This window comes from Pseudomonas neuropathica (assembly GCF_015461835.1).
Lineage (GTDB): Bacteria > Pseudomonadota > Gammaproteobacteria > Pseudomonadales > Pseudomonadaceae > Aquipseudomonas > Aquipseudomonas neuropathica.
In genome coordinates this window covers 225,646-244,957 of record NZ_JACOPX010000011.1, presented here as the reverse complement: position 1 = coordinate 244,957, position 19,312 = coordinate 225,646, and the positions used below count along the sequence as shown (strand labels likewise).

Annotated in this window: 16 protein-coding genes; 2 read left to right on the top strand and 14 right to left on the bottom strand. The window is 60.5% G+C overall.

Annotated features, from left to right (window positions below):
• Window positions 1-3 precede the first annotated feature (3 nt).
• On the bottom strand, window positions 4-597 hold the full coding sequence (locus tag H8F23_RS18145; protein ID WP_194935301.1) for an aminodeoxychorismate/anthranilate synthase component II: 594 nt from the start codon (window positions 595-597) through the stop codon (window positions 4-6).
• Between the two features lie 408 nt (window positions 598-1,005).
• On the opposite strand from H8F23_RS18145, the gene estP reads away from it, so the two are divergent.
• Window positions 1,006-2,913, top strand: a complete 1,908-nt coding sequence (estP, locus tag H8F23_RS18140) for an esterase EstP (RefSeq protein WP_194935300.1) — start codon at window positions 1,006-1,008, stop codon at window positions 2,911-2,913.
• 172 nt (window positions 2,914-3,085) lie between these two features.
• Here estP and trpE read toward each other — a convergent pair whose 3' ends face one another.
• The 10 genes from trpE to H8F23_RS18090 form a co-directional block, all read right to left on the bottom strand.
• On the bottom strand, window positions 3,086-4,567 hold the full coding sequence (gene trpE / locus H8F23_RS18135) for an anthranilate synthase component I (RefSeq protein WP_093441886.1): 1,482 nt from the start codon (window positions 4,565-4,567) through the stop codon (window positions 3,086-3,088).
• Window positions 4,568-4,638: 71 nt separating this feature from the next.
• The gene (locus H8F23_RS18130; protein ID WP_194935299.1) at window positions 4,639-5,457 is read right to left on the bottom strand and encodes a phosphoglycolate phosphatase; all 819 of its coding nucleotides are present in this window, start codon (window positions 5,455-5,457) and stop codon (window positions 4,639-4,641) included.
• Window positions 5,454-6,128, bottom strand: coding sequence for a ribulose-phosphate 3-epimerase (rpe, locus tag H8F23_RS18125; RefSeq protein ID WP_007918813.1), 675 nt, complete (start codon window positions 6,126-6,128; stop codon window positions 5,454-5,456). Before rpe ends, H8F23_RS18130 begins: the two co-directional genes overlap by 4 nt.
• A gap of 114 nt (window positions 6,129-6,242) precedes the next feature.
• Window positions 6,243-7,391 carry an iron-containing alcohol dehydrogenase gene (locus tag H8F23_RS18120; RefSeq protein WP_194935298.1) on the bottom strand — a complete coding sequence of 383 codons (1,149 nt, stop codon included), beginning with the start codon at window positions 7,389-7,391 and terminating at the stop codon, window positions 6,243-6,245.
• 288 nt (window positions 7,392-7,679) lie between these two features.
• Window positions 7,680-8,504 (bottom strand): ABC transporter permease, encoded by an 825-nt coding sequence (locus H8F23_RS18115; RefSeq protein ID WP_194935297.1) that lies wholly within the window; start codon window positions 8,502-8,504, stop codon window positions 7,680-7,682.
• A 12-nt stretch (window positions 8,505-8,516) separates the two neighbouring features.
• Window positions 8,517-9,764, bottom strand: coding sequence for an ABC transporter permease (locus H8F23_RS18110; protein WP_194935296.1), 1,248 nt, complete (start codon window positions 9,762-9,764; stop codon window positions 8,517-8,519).
• Window positions 9,765-9,944: 180 nt separating this feature from the next.
• On the bottom strand, window positions 9,945-10,988 hold the full coding sequence (locus H8F23_RS18105; RefSeq protein ID WP_194935295.1) for an ABC transporter substrate-binding protein: 1,044 nt from the start codon (window positions 10,986-10,988) through the stop codon (window positions 9,945-9,947).
• A 48-nt stretch (window positions 10,989-11,036) separates the two neighbouring features.
• Window positions 11,037-12,161: an ABC transporter ATP-binding protein gene (locus H8F23_RS18100; RefSeq protein ID WP_194935294.1), complete on the bottom strand. Its 1,125-nt coding sequence runs from the start codon at window positions 12,159-12,161 to the stop codon at window positions 11,037-11,039.
• A 355-nt stretch (window positions 12,162-12,516) separates the two neighbouring features.
• On the bottom strand, window positions 12,517-13,146 hold the full coding sequence (locus tag H8F23_RS18095; RefSeq protein ID WP_093441901.1) for a response regulator: 630 nt from the start codon (window positions 13,144-13,146) through the stop codon (window positions 12,517-12,519).
• Window positions 13,147-13,231: 85 nt separating this feature from the next.
• Window positions 13,232-15,628 carry a PAS domain-containing sensor histidine kinase gene (locus tag H8F23_RS18090; protein WP_194935293.1) on the bottom strand — a complete coding sequence of 799 codons (2,397 nt, stop codon included), beginning with the start codon at window positions 15,626-15,628 and terminating at the stop codon, window positions 13,232-13,234.
• A 73-nt stretch (window positions 15,629-15,701) separates the two neighbouring features.
• Between H8F23_RS18090 and H8F23_RS18085 the strand changes: the two genes are divergently transcribed.
• Window positions 15,702-16,685, top strand: coding sequence for an alpha/beta hydrolase family protein (locus H8F23_RS18085; RefSeq protein ID WP_194935292.1), 984 nt, complete (start codon window positions 15,702-15,704; stop codon window positions 16,683-16,685).
• Between the two features lie 138 nt (window positions 16,686-16,823).
• Here H8F23_RS18085 and H8F23_RS18080 read toward each other — a convergent pair whose 3' ends face one another.
• Genes H8F23_RS18080 through H8F23_RS18070 form a run of 3 tightly spaced genes read right to left on the bottom strand, consistent with a single transcriptional unit; the run spans window position 16,824 to window position 19,280 of the window.
• Window positions 16,824-17,591, bottom strand: a complete 768-nt coding sequence (locus tag H8F23_RS18080) for a TerB family tellurite resistance protein (protein ID WP_093441918.1) — start codon at window positions 17,589-17,591, stop codon at window positions 16,824-16,826.
• Between the two features lies 1 nt (window position 17,592).
• The gene (gene murU, locus H8F23_RS18075) at window positions 17,593-18,264 is read right to left on the bottom strand and encodes an N-acetylmuramate alpha-1-phosphate uridylyltransferase MurU (protein WP_095050318.1); all 672 of its coding nucleotides are present in this window, start codon (window positions 18,262-18,264) and stop codon (window positions 17,593-17,595) included.
• The gene (locus tag H8F23_RS18070; RefSeq protein WP_194935291.1) at window positions 18,261-19,280 is read right to left on the bottom strand and encodes an aminoglycoside phosphotransferase family protein; all 1,020 of its coding nucleotides are present in this window, start codon (window positions 19,278-19,280) and stop codon (window positions 18,261-18,263) included. The genes murU and H8F23_RS18070 overlap by 4 nt, the downstream gene beginning before the upstream one ends.
• Window positions 19,281-19,312 lie beyond the last annotated feature (32 nt).

The following is a 19,312-nucleotide window of genomic DNA, read 5'->3' as shown; positions in this document are numbered from 1 at the left end:
TCCTTAGCGCGTGCCGCCGGTTTGTTTGAGGAAGTTGGCAAACAGTTCATGGCCCTGTTCGGTCAGGATCGACTCGGGGTGGAACTGTACGCCCTCAATGTTCAGGGTCTTGTGACGCAGGCCCATGATTTCGTCGATCGAACCGTCGTCGTGCTGGGTCCATGCGGTCAGCTCCAGGCAATCGGGCAACGTCGCGTGCTTGACGATCAGCGAGTGGTAACGGGTGACGGTCAGCGGATGGTTGAGGCCGGCGAAAACGCCCTTGTCCTCATGGAATACCGGACTAGTCTTACCGTGCATCACTTGCCGGGCGCGCACTACATCGCCGCCAAAAGCCTGGCCGATGGACTGGTGGCCCAGGCAGACGCCGAGGATCGGCAGTTTGCCGGCAAAGTGCTTGATCGCTTCGATGGAGATGCCGGCTTCGGTGGGCGTGCACGGGCCGGGGGAAACCACGATGCGCTCAGGCTTGAGTGCTTCGATTTCGGCGATGGTCAGCTCGTCGTTGCGCACGACTTTGACTTCGGCACCCAGCTCGCCGAGGTATTGCACAACGTTGTAGGTAAAGGAGTCGTAGTTGTCGATCATCAGCAACATGGCGTGTCGAACCTCTTGAATTCTGATTTGAAAACAGCCTTCAGATCACTTGCCCGCAGGGCGCTGCACGATGTCGGACGCAGACAGGTGCGTCGGCACAGCGGCATTTCAAACAGGCAAGGAAGGCAAAGCGATACAGATCCGGCGGGGCCGGCAGAAAAGATTCAGGCGCGCCAACGCCAGCGGGCGTGTGCCTTGATGACTTGATCCAGAAGTTTGCTGGTGATCAACACGGGGAAGGTCTCGTTCATACGTTCCGGCACAGTAACTTAGCTGGGCGGAGCGTGCAATATGGCCGGGGCTGCGGCAGATAAAACCGGGGGAGGATTCGCGACCGATGGCAAAGCGCCGGGAGTTTTTGGTACTGTCGTTTCGTTCACCTACAACAATAACTAAACGGACTTGCTCATGATCAAACAGACGTTGTTTGTACCGCTGGCCGGCTGCCTGCTCGCACTGGCCTGCGCTCAGGCCAATGCTGCACCCAATCCTTATTCCAGTTTCATTGTGTTTGGCGACAGCCTCAACGACGCAGGCACCTTCACCGACACTGGCGGACCGGCCGGCTCCACCGAACGTTACACCAACCGGACCGGGCCGGTGTATCAGGATGGCAGCGGTGAACTGTATTCATTGAATTCCACGCAGTTGCTCGGCGGACGCCTTGGCTTTTCGCCAGACCAGACAGCCTCCTCCAGCTCCGCCGTGCGCGCCGAAAACGGCCAGCCGGACGGTAACAACTGGGCGGTCGGCGGTTATCGCACCGACCAGATCCTCGACTCGATCACCACGCAATCCGCCACCGGCGAACGCACCCGCGCCGGTTACCTGCCATCGAACGGCTTCCGCGCCGACCCGAAGGCGCTGTATTACATTTCCGGCGGCGGTAACGACTTCCTGCAAGGTCGCATTCTCAGCCTGCCGCAAGCCAACGCCGCCGCCGATCGACTGGCCGACAGCGTGCAAACCCTGCAAACCGCCGGCGCCAAATACGTGATGGTCTGGCTGTTGCCTGATGTGGGGCTGACGCCAGCGATCAACGGTACGCCGCTGCAAGCCTTCAGCAGTCAGCTCGCGACCCAGTTCAACAGCCAGTTGGTCACTCGCCTGCAAGGCATCAACGCCGAAATCATTCCGCTGAACATTCCGGTCCTGTTGTCGGAAGTGTTTGCCGATCCAGGACGTTTTGGCCTCGCAACCGATCAGAACCTCACTGCGACCTGCTTCAGTGGCAATAGCTGCACCGAAAACGCCCGTTACGGCATCAACAGCGCGACACCCGATCCGAGCAAGCTGATCTACAACGACGGCGTGCACCCGACCGAGGCCGGGCAAAAGCTGATCTCCGATTACGCCTATTCCCTGCTCGCCGCGCCGTGGGAGCTGACGCTGCTACCGGAAATGGCCCACGCCACCGTGCGTGCGCATCAGGATGAACTGCGCAATCAATGGCAGGCGGACTGGGAGAACTGGCAAGCGGTAGGTCAATGGCGCGCCATTGTTTCGGCAGGCGGCCAACATCTTGATGTCGACAGCCAAAGCAGCGGCGCCAGCGCCGATGGCAGCGGTTACAACCTCAACGTCGGCGGCAGCTACCGCTTGAATGAGGCCTGGCGTGTCGGTGTGGCAGGCGGTTTCTATCGACAGAATCTGGAGGCTGGGCATAACGATTCCGACTACAAACTCAACAGCTACATGGCCACGGCATTTGCCCAATATCAGCAAAATCGCTGGTGGGCTGACGCAGCGTTGACCGGCGGCAAGCTCGACTACGACAACCTCAAGCGCAAATTTGATCTGGGCGTCAGCGAAGGTGCAGAAAAAGGCGACACCGACGGCAGCCTCTGGGCGTTCAGCGCCCGTGTCGGTTACGACATCGCCCAGCCGGGCAGTGAGTGGCATCTGTCGCCATTCGTCAGCGCCGACTACGCCAGCGTCGATGTCGACGGCTACTCAGAGAAAAGCAACCGCGCCACGGCGCTGACCTTCGATGATCAGACTCGTGACTCGAAACGCCTGGGGCTGGGCTTGCAAGGCAAGTACAACATCACTGCGCAGACCCAAGTGTTTGGTGAGTACGCTCACGAGCGGGAGTACGAGGATGATGTGCAAAAGGTCAACATCGCGCTCAATACCTTGCCGGCGAATGACTTCAAGCTTGAGGGTTACACGCCGCAGAGTCATTTGAACCGCTTGAGCCTGGGTGTGAGTCACAAGCTCACAGCTGATCTGGCGCTGCGTGGTGGGTATTCTCTGCGCAAGGATGATGACTTTACCCAGCAGGGTGTGAATGTCGGGGTGGTGCTGGACTTCTAAATCGCAGGCAAAAAAAAGCGGCGCCCTCACAGGCGCCGCTTTTTTATGGCTGAACACAGATCAAAATGTAGGAGTGAGCCTGCTCGCGATTACGGTGGTTCAGACAACATTCCGTTGAATGTTAATCCGCTATCGCGAGCAGGCTCACTCCTACAGGGGGTTTTGCGTGAGTTCAGGCTTCCGGGGTTTGTTCGGCCAGGGCCACGGCGCGGAACATCGCGCGGCGCTTGTTCAGGGTTTCTTCCCATTCCAGTGCCGGCACCGAGTCGGCAACGATGCCGCCGCCGGCCTGCACGTGCAACTCGCCGTTCTTTATCACCGCCGTGCGAATCGCAATCGCGGTGTCCATGTTGCCGTTCCAGGCGAAGTAACCCACCGCCCCACCGTAGACGCCACGCTTGACCGGCTCCAGTTCGTCGATGATTTCCATCGCGCGAATCTTCGGCGCGCCCGACAAGGTGCCCGCCGGCAGAATCGCTCGCAGTGCATCCATCGCCGTCAGCCCGGCTTTCAACTGGCCAGTGACGTTAGAGACGATGTGCATCACGTTGGAATAACGCTCGATAACCATTTTCTCGGTGAGTTTCACCGAGCCGATTTCCGACACGCGCCCGGTGTCGTTGCGACCCAGATCGATCAGCATCAAGTGCTCGGCGATTTCCTTGTCGTCCGACAGCAAGTCTTCTTCCAGCGCCACATCCGCTTCTTCCGTGGCGCCACGTGGGCGCGTGCCGGCAATCGGGCGCACGGTGATCAGGTTGTCTTCGACCCGCACCAGCACTTCCGGCGAACTGCCAACGACGTGGAAGTCGCCGAAGTTGAAAAAGTACATGTACGGCGTCGGGTTGAAGCAACGCAAAGCGCGGTACAGATCGATCGGCGCAGCCTTGAAGTCGATCGACATGCGCTGCGACGGCACGACCTGCATGCAGTCGCCGGCAAGGATGTATTCCTTGATGGTGTCGACGGCTTTTTCGTAATCGTTCTGGGTGAAACTCGAACGGAACACCGGATCAGCCGCTTGTTGCTTGCTGAAGTCCAGGCCACGGCGCGGGGTGATCGGCTGACGGAGCTTTTCCAGCAATGCCTGCAGTTGCGCCTGACCTTGTTCGAAGGCATCCGCCTGCGCTGGGTCGGCCAATACGATCGCGTGCATCTTGCCGGCGAGGTTGTCGAAGACCACGACGGCGTCGGAAACCATCAGCAGAATGTCTGGCACGCCCAGCGGATCCGGGTTCGGGCACTTGCCCAGGCGCTTCTCGACATAACGCACGCAGTCGTAACCGAAGTAACCGACCAGACCGCCGTTGAAGCGCGGCAGACCGGCGATGGTTGGCACGTTGTAGCGCGCCTTGAAGGTTTCGACGAAGGCCAACGGGTCTTCCACATCGTGGCTTTCGGTCTCGACGCCATCAACGGTGATGCTCACGTGATGGTCGTGAACCCGCAACACGGTACGGCACGGCAGGCCGATGATCGAGTAACGGCCCCATTTCTCGCCGCCCTGTACCGATTCGAGCAGGTAGGAGTTGGGCTGATCGGCCAGTTTCAGGTAGATCGACAGCGGCGTGTCGAAGTCGGCCAGGGTTTCGCAGGCCAACGGAATGCGGTTGTAGCCGTCAGCGGCCAAGCGCAGGAATTCTTCGCGGATCATAAGGTGCCTCGTGGTGTGAGGGGCAAATCAGTCAGGTATGCAAACGCGCCGGCAGGCCGGCCAGGAACAAGTCAGGCGCGCCAACGCCAGCGGGCCAGGGCCTTGATGACTTTCATCCAGAGTTTGCGAGTGACCACCACGATGGCGTTTCCAGAATGGGATTGAGCAGCGTCGGGCAACGTTATCTCAGCGGCCGAACCGAGGCAACCGGGAATTAACTTGCGCAGATCGTCGATCACCAGCGCCGGGGATTCCTCGGCGATCGGCCTGCCGTGGTTGTAGCCATAACTCAGCGCCACGCATTTGACCCCCGCCGCTTTCGCCGCAAGCACGTCGCTGCGCGAGTCGCCGACGAACAACGATTGCGAGGCCGGGATGTTGGCCATTTTCATCACGAAAAACAGCGCGGCCGGATCAGGCTTTTTCTGCGGCAGGGTATCGCCACCGATGATCCACTTGAAGTAGCGACCGATCTTCATCTGATCCAGCAACGGCGCGACGAAGCGCTCCGGCTTGTTGGTGATCAGCGCCATGGCCACGCCCTGCTTTTGCAGCCACTTGAGGGTGTCGCGCACGCCGGGATAGACCACGGTCAGCTCATGGCTGGCGCCGTAGGCGTCCATGAACACTTCCAGCGCATGCTCGGCTTCGACGTCATCGACCGCCGAATGATCAATGCCACCCGCCAAGGCGCGGCGCACCAGCACTGGCGCGCCGTTACCCACCCACTCGCGCACCGAATCGATGCCCGCCGGTTGCCGGCCGAGAGAGAGCAGCATGGTGTCCACCGCGGCTGCCAGGTCCGGAACCGAGTCGATCAGTGTGCCATCCAGATCGAACATCACCAGCCGTGGCAGTTTCCCCGGGAACAGCTGCTCAAACCCGCTCATGGGCGAGCCAGCGCCAGTTCGGAACGCATCTTGTCGATGACTTCCTGATAGTTCGGCGCATTGAAGATTGCCGAGCCGGCAACAAAGGTGTCAGCGCCAGCAGCGGCGATTTCGCGGATGTTGTTGACGTTGACGCCGCCATCGATTTCCAGGCGGATGTCACGGCCCGAGGCATCGATGATCGCCCGCGCTTCGCGCAGTTTATCGAGGGTGCCGGGAATGAACTTCTGCCCGCCGAAGCCCGGGTTGACGCTCATCAGCAAGACCATGTCGACCTTGTCGATCACATACTTGAGCACGTCCAGCGGGGTCGCCGGGTTGAACACCAGACCGGATTTGCAGCCACCTTCACGGATCAGCTGCAGCGAGCGATCGACGTGCAACGTGGCTTCCGGGTGGAAGGTGATGTAGGTGGCGCCGGCTTCGATGAAGTCGCCGACAATGCGATCCACCGGGCTGACCATCAGGTGCGCGTCGATCGGCGCGGTAACGCCGTACTTGCGCAATGCCGCGCAGACCATCGGACCGATGGTCAGGTTGGGCACGTAGTGGTTGTCCATGACGTCGAAGTGGACGAAGTCGGCGCCAGCGGCGAGAACGTTGTCTACTTCCTCGCCGAGGCGGGCGAAGTCGGCGGAGAGAATCGACGGAGCAATTACGAAGGGCTGCATGACGCACCTTTTCTGAGCTAAATCACGATGGCGCGCATTGTATACCTCAAGTTTCTGCGCGCGCACCGTGACCGCGATGATTGGGTTGTGCCATGAGTGGTGGCCGTGGCCGGATCAGTACGCCGCGCGGTAGATCTTCTCGATATCGACAGCACTGAGTTTGCGCGGGTTATTGCGCATCAGCCGCTCAATGCCCGCGGCTTCCAGGGCCATCGCCGGGATCGCCTCTTCCGGCACACCGAAACTACGCAGCCCGGCCGGGATTTCCACGGCCGCGCACAGATCGGTCATCGCTTGCACAGCTTTGTCTGCCGCTTCGGCTGCACTCAGATGAGCGGTCTTCATCCCCATGGCTTCGGCAATATCCTGCATGCGTTCGACGCAGGCCATCTTGTTCCAGGTCATGACATACGGCAGCAGCAAGGCATTGCTCACGCCATGGGCAATATTGAAACGCCCGCCCAGTGGATACGCCAGCGCATGCACCGCGCCGACCCCGGCATTGCCGAACGCCATGCCGGCCATCAGGCTGGCGGTGGCCATGTCTTCGCGAGCCTGCAGGTTGGCGCCGTTGGCATAGGCCTTGGGCAGCGCTTTGGCGATCAGCTTGATGGCGCCAAGGGCCAGAGAGTCGGTGATCGGCGAGGCATTCACCGACAGATAGGACTCGATGGCGTGCACCAGCGCGTCAACACCACTGGCAGCGGTGACGCTGCGCGGACAGGTCAGGGTCATCTGCGGGCTGACCAGCGCCACGTCCGGTAATAGAAAGTCGCTGACAATGCCTTTCTTCAGTTGCGCGACTTTGTCCGAGAGAATCGCCACATTGGTGACTTCGGAACCGGTGCCGGCGGTGGTCGGGATGGCGATCAGCGGTGGGCCTTTGCGTGGCACCTGATCGACGCCGAACAGATCTTCCAGCGCGCCGTGGTAACCGGCGTAGGCGGCGACGCTTTTGGCGATGTCGATGGCGCTGCCGCCACCGAGACCGATCAAGCCGTCATGCCCGCCCTCGCGGTAAACGCGCATGCAGTCTTCGACGATGGCGATTTCCGGATCGGGCAGTACACGATCGAAAATCTCGTAGTCGCGCCCACCGAGTTGCACCAGCGCCAGCTCGACGGTGCCGGACTTGACCAGCGCGGCGTCGGTGACGATCAGTGGATTGTCGATGTCCAGGCGTGTGAGCTCAGCGGCCAGTTGTTCGATGGCGGCGGCGCCGGTGATCAGTTTGTGAGCGATTTTGAACTGAGACAGACTCATCGTGCGCAGCCTCTTATAGATGTGGGAGCTGGGCACAAGATTAGCTGGGGATTTGGGGTTGTCTGCTATTCAGGTGGTGAATGACGCATCGAGCGCAAGATCAAGAGCCCCTCACCCTAGCCCTCTCCCAGAGGGAGAGGGGACTGACCGAGGAGGATGAAGGAGATACACCGACTTGCGATATCGAGTCGAACTCAGGCTTTGAAAAGCACGAATATCTGCTCCCTTTCCCCCTCGCTCCCCTGGGGGAGAGGGCTGGGGTGAGGGGGTAAGCTCTTGATCTGGCCCTTAAACCTGCGCAGTTCGCAGTTTTTCGCTACGCCCGCGCAGCCATTCCAGGGTCAGCAGCAAAATGACGGAGAAGGCGATCAGCAACGTGGCAGCCGCGGCAATCGTAGGACTCAAGTTCTCGCGAATCCCGCTAAACATCTGCCGAGGCAACGTCGCCTGCTCAGGCCCGGCAAGAAACAACGTCACCACCACCTCATCAAACGAAGTCGCAAACGCAAACAGTGCCCCGGAAATCACCCCCGGCGCAATCAGCGGCAAGGTCACCCGGCGGAACGCCGTCAGTGGCGATGCACCGAGACTCGCCGCCGCCCGCACCAGGTTGTGGTTAAACCCCTGCAATGTTGCCGACACGGTGATGATCACAAACGGCACACCCAACACCGCATGCACGACGATCAGCGAGAAGAAGCTGTTGCCCAACCCCAATGGCGCGAAGAACAGATAACTCGCCACACCGATGATCACCACCGGCACCACCATCGGCGAAATCACCAGCGCCATCACCAGGGATTTGCCGGGGAAGTCGCCACGAGTCAGACCAATCGCCGCCAGCGTACCGAAGACCATCGCCAGAACTGTCGCGGCCGGGGCGACAATGATGCTGTTCTTCAGTGCGCGCATCCATTCCGCCGAGGCGAAGAAATCCTGATACCAGTGCAGCGAGAAGCCTTGCAGCGGATAGACCAGAAAACTCCCCGAGTTGAACGACAGCGGGATGATCACCAGCACCGGCAGAATCAGGAACAACAGAATCAAGCCGCAGAGGATCCGCAGGCTGTAGAACCACACCCGTTCAATGGGCGACATGTAAGGACTCAGCATTTCGAATTCCCCTTAGCTCAGGCGCAGGCGACTGGCGCCGACCAGCCAGCTGTAAATCAGATAAAGCACCACGGTCGCCAGCAGCAACAGCCCGCCCAGCGCGGTGGCCATGCCCCAGTTGATGCTGGTGTTGGTGTAGAAAGCGACGAAGTAGCTGACCATTTGATCGTTCGGGCTGCCGAGCAGCGCCGGGGTGATGTAGTAGCCGATGGCGAGGATGAACACCAACAGGCAACCGGCGCCAACACCGGCGTAGGTCTGCGGGAAGTACACCCGCCAGAAACTGGCGAACGGGTGGCAGCCGAGGGAAATCGCCGCGCGCATGTAGGTCGGCGAGATGCCTTTCATCACGCTGTAGATCGGCAGGATCATGAACGGCAGCAGAATGTGCACCATCGAGATGTACACGCCGGTGCGGTTGAATACCAGTTCCAGCGGCTTATCGATGATGCCCATGGCCATCAGCGCACTGTTGATCAGCCCGCCCGATTGCAGCAATACGATCCACGCCGCTACCCGCACCAGAATCGAGGTCCAGAACGGCAACAGCACCAGAATCATCAGCAGATTGCTTTGCCGCGATGGCAGGTTCGCCAACAGGTAGGCCAGTGGATACGCCAGCAGCAGACAGATCACGGTGATGACCAGGCCCATCCAGAACGTGCGGGCGAAGATGTCGAGGTAGATCGCCTGATCCGGAGTGGCCGGGGCGATTTCGCCGAGGTCGTCGATGCGATGATCCACAGCCGCCAGCAAGTAGTAAGGCGTGATGCTGCTGGTGTTGCGTTTGACCGCTTGCCAGTAGGCTGGGTCGCCCCAACGTTCGTCGAGGCCTTCCAGTGCTTCTTTATAGGAGGCCGGTTCGCTGGCGAACGGCAGCGCCCGGGCGGTTTTGGTCAGCAGGCTGCGATAGCCGGCCAACTCCATATTCAAGCGCTTGGACAAATCGCCCAGCGTCTGGTTTTTGCGTGCTTCGGCAAGGTCTTCGCCCGCAGCCTTGTAGACCGGTTCAGCGGGCAGGCCGCGGCCGTCCCAACTGGCGATGGCCGCCACGGTGCGCGGCATGCCGCCGACCACTTCGGGGTTGCCGACGCTTTTGTAGAGCAGCGCCACGATCGGCACCAGAAACACCAGCAACAGAAACAGCACCAGCGGCGCAATCAGCGCTTGAGCCTTCCAGCGGTTGACCCGCTCGGCGCGCTTGAGCTTCTGCTTCAAGGTGGGGCTGGTGCCCTCGTTCAGGGGAACGGCGATAGCCATGACGTACTCCGCAAATCTTTGGATGGGCGGCATCACACATAGCGATACCGCATTACATCAACACACAAGAAACACATCGCACCTGTAGGAGCTGTCGAGTGCAACGAGGCTGCGATCTCTTGATCTTGAAAGGCAAAGTCAAAAGATCGCAGCCTGCGGCAGCTCCTACCGGACGAAGGATTACTTCGCAGCCCAGGAGTTGAAGCGCTGCTCCAGTTGCTCGCCGTTGTCAGCCCAGAAGCTGACGTCGATCTGCACCTGGTTGGCGATGTTTTCCGGGGTGGTCGGCATGTCTTTCAGGACGTCCTTGGCCAGCAGCGGCACAGCCTGGGTGTTGGCCGGGCCGTAGGCGATGTTTTCCGAGTAGGTTTTCTGCTGCTGCGGCTGCACCGAGTAAGCGATGAATTTCTTCGCCGCTTCGGCGCGCTTGGCGTCCAGACCTTTCGGGATAGCCCACGCGTCGAAGTCGTAGATGCCGCCGTTCCACACCACTTTCAGGTTGGATTCTTTCTGCACGGCCGCGATGCGACCGTTGTAGGCCGAGCTCATCACTACGTCACCGGAAGCGAGGTATTGCGGCGGTTGCGCGCCGGCTTCCCACCACTGAATGCTTGGCTTCAGCTCATCAAGCTTCTTGAACGCACGATCCTGGCCACCCTTGCTCGCCAGCTCTTTGTAGACGTCTTTCGGCGCCACACCGTCGGCCATCAGCGCGAATTCGAGGGTGTACTTGGCGCCTTTGCGCAGGCCACGCTTGCCCGGGAATTTCTTGGTGTCCCAGAAATCGGCCCAGCTGGTTGGCGCGGTTTTCAGCTTGTCGGCGTTGTAAGCGAGTACGGTCGACCACACGAAGAAGCCCACGCCGCACGGCTGAATCGCGCCTTTGACGTAATCTTCGGCTTTGCCGAACAGTGCCGGATCGAGTTGTTCGAACATGTCTTCGTCGCAGCCACGGGACAGCTCTGGCGATTCCACTTCCACCAGATCCCACGACACGCTCTTGGTGTCGACCATGGCTTTGACCTTGGCCATTTCGCCGTTGTATTCGCCGGCGACGATCTTGCCGTTGCCCGCCGCTTCCCATGGTGCATAGAAGGCTTTGACTTGCGCCGCCTTGTTCGCCCCGCCAAACGACACCACGGTCAAATCCGGGCCGGCGGCCATCGCGCTGGCCGCACCCATCAGGCCCAGGGTCAGGGCGGTGAACTTCAGGGATCTCAACATTTATTGTTCTCTCCACGTGCAGGGTTGGTGTTGGTATTGCCGGGGCGATCAGTTCGCCTCTAAAAGCGGATCAAGCGCGCGTACGTGCTCGACCTGCCAGCCAAGCGGTACCACGTCACCGACGGCGAGCGCAGGATCGAGCTCGGCAATCGGTTGTTTCACGAAGAAGTCGGTCTTGCCGCAGACTTCCAGGCGCACCCGGACGTGGTCGCCCAGATAGATGAATTCCGCCACCCTCCCTGAGAAGCGGTTAACGCATTGATCGCTCGAACCGTTGAGGCTGACGCGCTCCGGACGGATCGACAGGGTCACCGGTTCGCCGGTCTGACCGACATTGACCGCCAGCGCCTCGACCTTTTCGCCACGGCCCAACTCAACCACGCAACGCTCACCGGTCTGGCTGAGCAGGCGGCCGTTGAGGCGGTTGTTCTCGCCGATGAAGTTGGCGACGAAGGTGTTTTTTGGCTCTTCGTAAAGGGTGCGGGGCGGGGCGATCTGCTGGATTTCGCCTTGATGGAATACCGCCACGCGGTCGGACATGGTCAGCGCTTCACCCTGATCGTGGGTCACGTAGACCACGGTCACACCGAGGCGCTGGTGCAGGTGTTTGATTTCCATCTGCATGTGTTCACGCAGTTGCTTGTCGAGGGCGCCAAGAGGCTCGTCCATCAGCACCAGTTGCGGTTCGAACACCAGCGCACGGGCCAACGCCACACGCTGTTGTTGACCACCGGACAATTGCGCCGGATAACGCGAGGCGAACGCGTCGAGTTGAACCATGCTGAGGACTTTTTTCACGCGGTCACTGACATCGCTTTTGTTCAGGCCACGGACGGTCAGCGGAAACGCGAGGTTTTCCGCCACGGTCATGTGCGGGAACAGCGCGTAGTTCTGAAACACCATGCCGATGTCGCGCTTGTGCGGCGGCACGTTGTTGATCGAACGCCCGGCCAGCAGAATCTCGCCAGCGGTCGGCGTTTCGAAACCGGCGAGCATCATCAGGCTGGTGGTCTTGCCGGAACCGGACGGCCCTAGCAGGGTGAGAAATTCGCCTTTGCGGATGTCCAGGTTGAGGTCTTTGACGATCAGGTTCTCGCCGTCGTAGCTCTTCTGCACTCCACGAAAGCTGACCAGCACATCACTGGCCCCTGCGTTTGTTTCGACCTGGCTCATACCCACACCTTTGTTGTTGATGACTGCTTGTGGGTTAAGCCTAGTGGCTGCTGACAGGCGCGCAAATCGGGGCGCAGGAGAGAATCGCCTCAGCCGGATGGAAGGTTGGGGGTAGGGATTGCCCTACAAGGATGGCGCTAACGGATAAGGCAGTGGCGAGGGTTGAGCTGCAAGCTGCAAGAACAAGCAAAAGCGCGTGTCGCTAACAGATATGCCCACACAGCGTCAGCCATGAACGCGAACGGGGATGCCACTCGGTTCTACTGTAGGAGCTGCCGAAGGCTGCGATTTTTTGATCTTGCTGTTTATAAAGTGAAAAGATCGCAGCCTTCGGCAGCTCCTACAGGGGGGGGGTTCAGAGGAGCTTGTGTTCCATCGCGTATTTGACCAGTTCGGCCAGCGAGGTGATGTTGAGTTTCTGCATCAAACGCGCCTTGTGGGTGCTGATGGTTTTGCTGCTCAGGGCCAGTTGCTGGGCGATGTCATTGACATTGGCGCCTTGGGCCAGGCGTTCGAACACCGAGAACTCGCGTTCGGACAACAAAGAATGCAGCGGCCGCGCATCGGTCAGGCCGACTTCGAAGACCATGCGATCCGCCAGATCCGGATCAATGTAACGCCCACCGGCCGCGACCTTGCGAATGGCGGTGAGCAACAACGCCGGATCACTGTCCTTGGTCGCATAGCCGGCCGCGCCGACCTTCAGCGCGCGTGCGGCCATTTGCGCTTCGTCGTGCATCGACAACACCAGAATCGCCGGAGGATTGTTCAGCGCACGGATTCGCGGGATCGCCTCCAGGCCATTGACCCCGGGCATGGATATGTCGAGCAGCACCACTTCGCACGGCACGTTGCGCAGGGTCTCGAGTAATTGCTCGCCATTGCTCGCCTCGCCCACTACTTGCAGATCCTTGGCCAGGCCAATCAATTGCTTGATGCCTTCGCGGACAATGGTGTGGTCTTCGGCTACCAGTACACGGATCAAATCTTTTCTCCAGATTTCGGGTACACACAAATCCCTGTGGGAGCGAGCCTGCTCGCGATAGCGTCAGCCCAAACACCACAAACCTTCAAACCTCACTCACCGGCACCCGCACCACCAGACTGGTGCCCTCCCCCGGCTCACTCTCCAGCGTCAACCGCCCGCCCATGATCAGCACCCGTTCGCGCATGCCCACCAGACCAAACGAAGTCGGTCGACCGCCAGCGGCGACGAATCCTACGCCATCATCGGCGACCGTCAGACACAATTCGTCGCCTTCCAGCGCCAGCGTCAGTTCCACAGTATGCGCCTGGGCATGGCGCATCACATTGGTCAGCGCCTCCTGCAAGATCCGGAACAGGCCAATCGCCTTGGCATCACTGAGCGCCGGCAGATTGTCCGGCACCTGCACCAGGCACGGAATCTGCGTACGCGCCTCGAAGCGCCGCGCCTGCCACTCGATTGCCGACGCAATCCCGGCATCGAGAATCGGTGGGCGCAGCGCCGTCGCCACATCGCGCACCAGCTGAAACAACTGGGCGATCAGACGCTTCATGCTGTTCAACCGTTCGTTCAGACCGGGATCGAGTTGCGCGTAGGCCAGTTCGCACATCGATGTTTCCAGTTTCAGCACCGTCAACATCTGACCCAATTCATCGTGAACCTCGCGGGCAATTCGCGCCTTCTCTTCTTCACGCACGCTTTCAAGGTGCGCCGACAGTTCACGCAGTTGCTCGCGGGAGGCCGCCAGTTCCAACTCGATACGCTTGCTCTCGCTGATGTCCCAGACAATACCGTCCCAGACATACGCGCCGTCCTCCAGTTGCCGGGTGATCGCTTTGATCTCGGCCCAGCGTTGCTCGCCCTGACGCGTGAGGATCCGGCCCTGCCATGACCAGTCACTGTCGGTGTCCAGCGCCTGATCCTGAGTGCGGTGATAACTCGCCTTATCGTCGGGATGCACCAGGCTGCGCAGGCCCATGTCGCGATGGGCAATGGCGGCCGGGGCATAGCCGACCAGACTTTCGCTGCCCTCGCTGATATAGGCAAAGTCGATCTGCCCGGTCACCGGCGCCCGCTCCAGACGGAACACCAGCCCCGGCACATTCGCCGCAATGCCTTGCAGTCGCGCCTCGCTTTCCTGCAACGCCGCCAGAGCCCGGCGGCGCTCGGTGACGTCGGTGAGGTAAACCACCAGGTATTCGCTGTCGCGAAAGCGCAGGAAACTCAGCGACACGTCCGCGGGCAAAACACTGCCGTCGGCGCGCACGCAACTGGTTTCGAAACTCAGCGGCCCTTCTTCGCTGGCCCGTGCGCGCTTCCACAGATTGAGCCAGCGATCCATGTGCAGTCCCGGCTCGAAGTCGATCAGGGGACGCTCGATCAACCCGCCTGAGGGGTAACCGAGCATGTTTTCCGCTGCGCGATTGGCGTAGCGCACATGGCTGTCCCAGTTGACCCAGAGGATGCCGACGGTGCTTTGATCGATGGAGAACTGCGTCAATCGCAGCGCTTCTTCGCTGGCCGCGCGCAAGGCGATGTCTTCCCGGGCGACCAGCAATCGCTGCTCCAGGCTGTGCTGTTGGCGGCGCTGCCAGAACACGATCGCGACACAACTGAGCAGCATCACCGCAAACAACAGACTGAGGTTCTGCCAGAAGCCGGGCGACTCCGACAGTCGCGGGTATTTCGGTTGCAGCCATTGGTTGTGCAGTTGCTCCAGATCTTTGGCCGGGATCGCACGCAAAGCACTTTGCACAATACCGGCCAGCTCCGGCCAATCGCGGCGCGAGCCGACTCGCAGCAGTTGCGGCAGGCCGATATCGCCGACCACCACCAGCTCGGCGAACTCCGGCTCTACCGACAACCGCCCGAGTTGTGCCTCGTCGACCACGGCGTAGGCAGCCTGCTGCGTCAACAACAACTGCAAGGCTTGACGCTCCAGCGGCACGCCTTGCAGGTTCAGGTGTGGATAGTTGCCGCGCAGGTAGTCGGCAGTACTGCTGGGCATGCGCACGGCGACGCGGACCTGGCTGTCGAGTTTCTCCAGATCGATCACGCCACTGGCCTTCTGATCACTGACCACCAGTTGCGGCACGCGCATGTAGGGATCGGAGAACTGCCACAGACGCAACGCACTCGGGGTTTGACTCAGGCCCGGAGCGATATCGATCTCGCCCTCGCGCACGGCGGTTTCCAGTTGTGCGAGATCCTGAAAGTTACGCCAGCTCAGTTCGACATTGAGCGTCTTGGCCAACAACTTCATCAGTTCGACATTGGCTCCGGACAGCCGCTGCAAACGCCGGTCGTATTGCGCATACGGTGCTTGCAGGACCAGACCGACGCGCAGTTCATTGTGCTGCGCCAGCCATTGCTGCTGGCCCGCCGACAATTGCGCAACGTGGGCCGGGGGCGCAGGCGCCGTCCAGCCCATCAAGGGAAACCACAAACAGCCGATAACCCACAGGCAGCAAAATCGCTTCATTGAAGTCTCATACACTGACAAATTCTGACCAACCCTTTAGGCTGCCGGGATACTTTCTGGCCTGGAATAACCGATGCCCTCTGTTTACCGCCTGGCAATGCCAGCATTGTGCCTGTCGCTGATCCTGCCCTGTGCGTTTTCCGTCAACGCCGCCGACCCCGCTCCTGCGGCGGAAAAACCGGCAGAAGAAAAACCGGCCGAACGTCAGCCACTGCTAGAGCGTAGTCAGGAAGAGGCCGCCGCACTGGAACGTAAAGTCCCGGCGCAAGAACAGCAACAATTGCAGGCCGGTAGCGACAGCTTCCTCGCCCTGTGGAAACCGGCCAACACCGCCGAGCCCAAAGGCGCGGTGATCATCATCCCTGGCGCCGGCGAAACCGCTGACTGGCCGCAGGCAATCGGCCCATTGCGGCGCAAACTGCCGGATGCAAAATGGAGCAGCCTGAGTATCACCCTGCCCGATCTGCAAAGCGACGCCATCGCACCGCGCGTGGTTGAAGCGCCGGTTGCGCCGAAAGCACCGGAGTCGGGTAGCAAGGACTCCACCACCGCGCAGCCAATTGAACAAGCCGCTGGCGGTGAAGCCGAAGTGACGGATCAAGTGGTCGCCGAAACCCCTGAAGAACAATCCAAGGCTGACGCCGAACGCATCTTCGCGCGCATCGACGCCGCGATTGCCTACGCCGAACAGCAGAGTGCACGCAGCATTGTCGTGCTCGGACACGGCACCGGCGCCTATTGGGCCGCGCGATACCTGGGCGAGAAACAAACCGCGCAGGTAGAGAAGTTCGTCATGGTCGATGCGCAGATGCCAGCCAAGGCCAAACCGCCACTGGCCGAGCTGACGCCAACGCTGAAGCTGCCGACCGCAGATATTTTCTACATGGACAAGCCGCTGGATCGCAACGCCGCGCTGGAGCGCATGCAGGCGAGCAAGCGCTTGAAGACTTCGGCGTTCAGCCAAGTGGCGCTCAGAGCCTTGCCAGACAACAAGGCTGAGCAGGAACAGTTGTTCCGTCGGGTGCGTGGCTGGCTGAATCCGCAGAACACGGACTGACCGAATAAGACCGAGGCGCCTTCATTCGCGAGCAAGCTCGCTCCCACACTTGATCGCATTCCCTGAGCTGGCATGCGTTCGAATGTGGGAGCGAGCTTGCTCGCGAAGGGGTCATCACTGGCAACACAGCTTTAACGGTTAGCGAAAATCCCGCCGCTCACGAATCAACGTATAGGCATTGTGCAGCTCCCGGGTTCTATCAGTCGCCTCACGCACCTGCGCTGGCGTCGCCCCCGTTCCGGCAATCTTGTCCGGATGATGACGACTGAGCAGGCGCCGATAGGCCCGTTTGATCTGCGCCGGCTCACTGGACGCCGACACGCCCAATAAACGCATCGCCTCCTGATAGCTCACTGCAGCACTGACGATCGGACGCTTGCCCGGTTCGTAATCACTGGCCAGCGCCTGCACCTGATGCGTTGTCCAGCCCAGCCATTTACCCCACTGCGCCAACAATTCACGCTCGCTGACGCCAGCACGACCATCGGCCCAGACCATCCGCCAGCACGCACGCAAGACACCCTCGGCCGCATGGGGCTGCGCGCTCAAGCGCCGCAGATAACCGCGCAGATTGTCATTTTCAGACTTGCCACGGTTGAATGCCGCGATGGCACGGCGCGTTGCCGGCTCACTCATCTCCAGCGCACGCATCTCGTTGCGCGCCTGCTGGATATGCCCGTCGGTAACCCGACCATCACTCTTGGCCAGACGCCCGAGCAACACAAACAACAGTTCGTCGTTGCGCAGCATCGGCCGACCGCCGAGTTTTTCCCGCAAGTGTCCCCAGCTCTGCAAGTGCAGACGCCGATCCAGCGCCTGCCCCAACAATGCCCCAAGCATGGCCCCCGGAATGCTGGCGATTGCAAAACCCGCTCCGGCTCCAATCAGAGTCCCTGGCCACAACATGTCAGCGACTCGCTTCTATCAATGTTTCAGCTTCGGCCAGACGCTCATGCGTACCGACATCGACCCAGTGCCCTTTCAGGCGTTCGCCACTCACTTCGCCAGCCGCCATGGCTTTGCGCAGCAGCGGTGCCAGCTTGAACGCGCCATCGGTGCAACCGTCGAACAGTTGCGGATGCAGCACAGCAATGCCGCTGTAGGTCAGGGTTGCAGCATCAGGCTGGCCATCGATCACCTGGCCATCGGCCAACGTGAAATCACCGTTCGGGTGATGCGTCGGGTTGTCCGCAAGGACCAGATGCGCGAGTCCGTTGATCGGCTGGTGCAGGACGCTGAAGTCATAATCGGTCCAGATATCACCGTTGACCACCAGGAACGCATCATCGCCAAGCATCGGCAGCGCCCGGAAAATCCCCCCGCCGGTTTCCAGTGGCTCGCCTTCGGGCGAGTACTGAATGCTCACACCAAATCGCGAGCCGTCACCCAGATAATCCTCGATCTGCTGACCGAGCCAGGCGTGGTTGATCACGATCTCGTTGAATCCTGCGGCCGCGAGGGCGCGCAGGTGATATTCGATCAGGGGAACACCGCCGGCACGCACCAGTGGTTTCGGCGTGGTCAGGGTCAGCGGACGCATGCGCTCGCCTTTGCCGGCCGCCAGAATCATTGCCTTCATGCTGTTGCTCCACCCCGCAGGCTGGTGAACAGCGCTTGCAGTTCGGCCAATTCAGGACGTCGCGCAATCACCGCTTCTATATAGGAGAAGAAACGTGGCACGTCGGCCAGATAACGCGGCTTGCCGTCACGGTGGCAGATGCGCGCGAAGATGCCGATGACTTTCAAATGACGCTGCACGCCCATCAGATCGCTGGCGCGCAGGAAGTCTTCGAAGTCCGGCTGCACCGGGATGTTCAGCGCCGAGGCTTGTTGCCAGTAGCTTTCCAGCCAGCCGCGTACACGCTCTTCAGGCCAACTGAGGAATGCGTCCTTGAACAGGCACGTCACGTCGTAGGTCACCGGGCCGTAGACCGCATCCTGGAAATCCAGCACGCCGGGGTTCGGCTCGCTGAGCATCAGGTTGCGTGGCATGTAGTCGCGGTGCACCAGCACTTTGGGTTGAGCGAGTGCGCTGTCGATCAGCAGATCGCTGACCTGCTGCCACTGCTGTTGCTGAGTCGAATCGAATTCGACACCGAGTTCACGCTTCACATACCACTCAGGGAACAGTTCCAGCTCACGGCGCAGCAAGGCAACGTCGTAGCTCGGCAACGGTGCAACCATCGGCAACTGCTGAAAAGCCAGCAGTGCTTGCAAGGCATCGTTGAACAAAGCGTCGGCATTTTCGCCATCGATCACGTCGAGATAGGTCTGGCTGCCCAGGTCATTGAGCAAAAGAAATCCGCGCTCGAGGTCCTCGGCATAAATTTTCGGCACATTTATTCCGGATTTCGCCAGCAAAAAAGCGATATCCACGAACGGTTTGCAGTTTTCCTGGGGCGGTGGCGCGTCCATCACGACGAAGCTGCGACCCTCGCCTTCCCAGCGGAAGTAACGGCGGAAACTCGCGTCGCTGCTGGCCGCAGTCAACGTGGCCGGGGGCACGGTGCCCCAGCCCTGATCTGCAAACAGGATTGCCAACTGCTCATCGAGCCAAACTTTCAGGTGTTGCAAGCGTACATCTTGGTCAGGCATTGCAAGGGTCTCCGACGGCGCTAGCCGTCAAG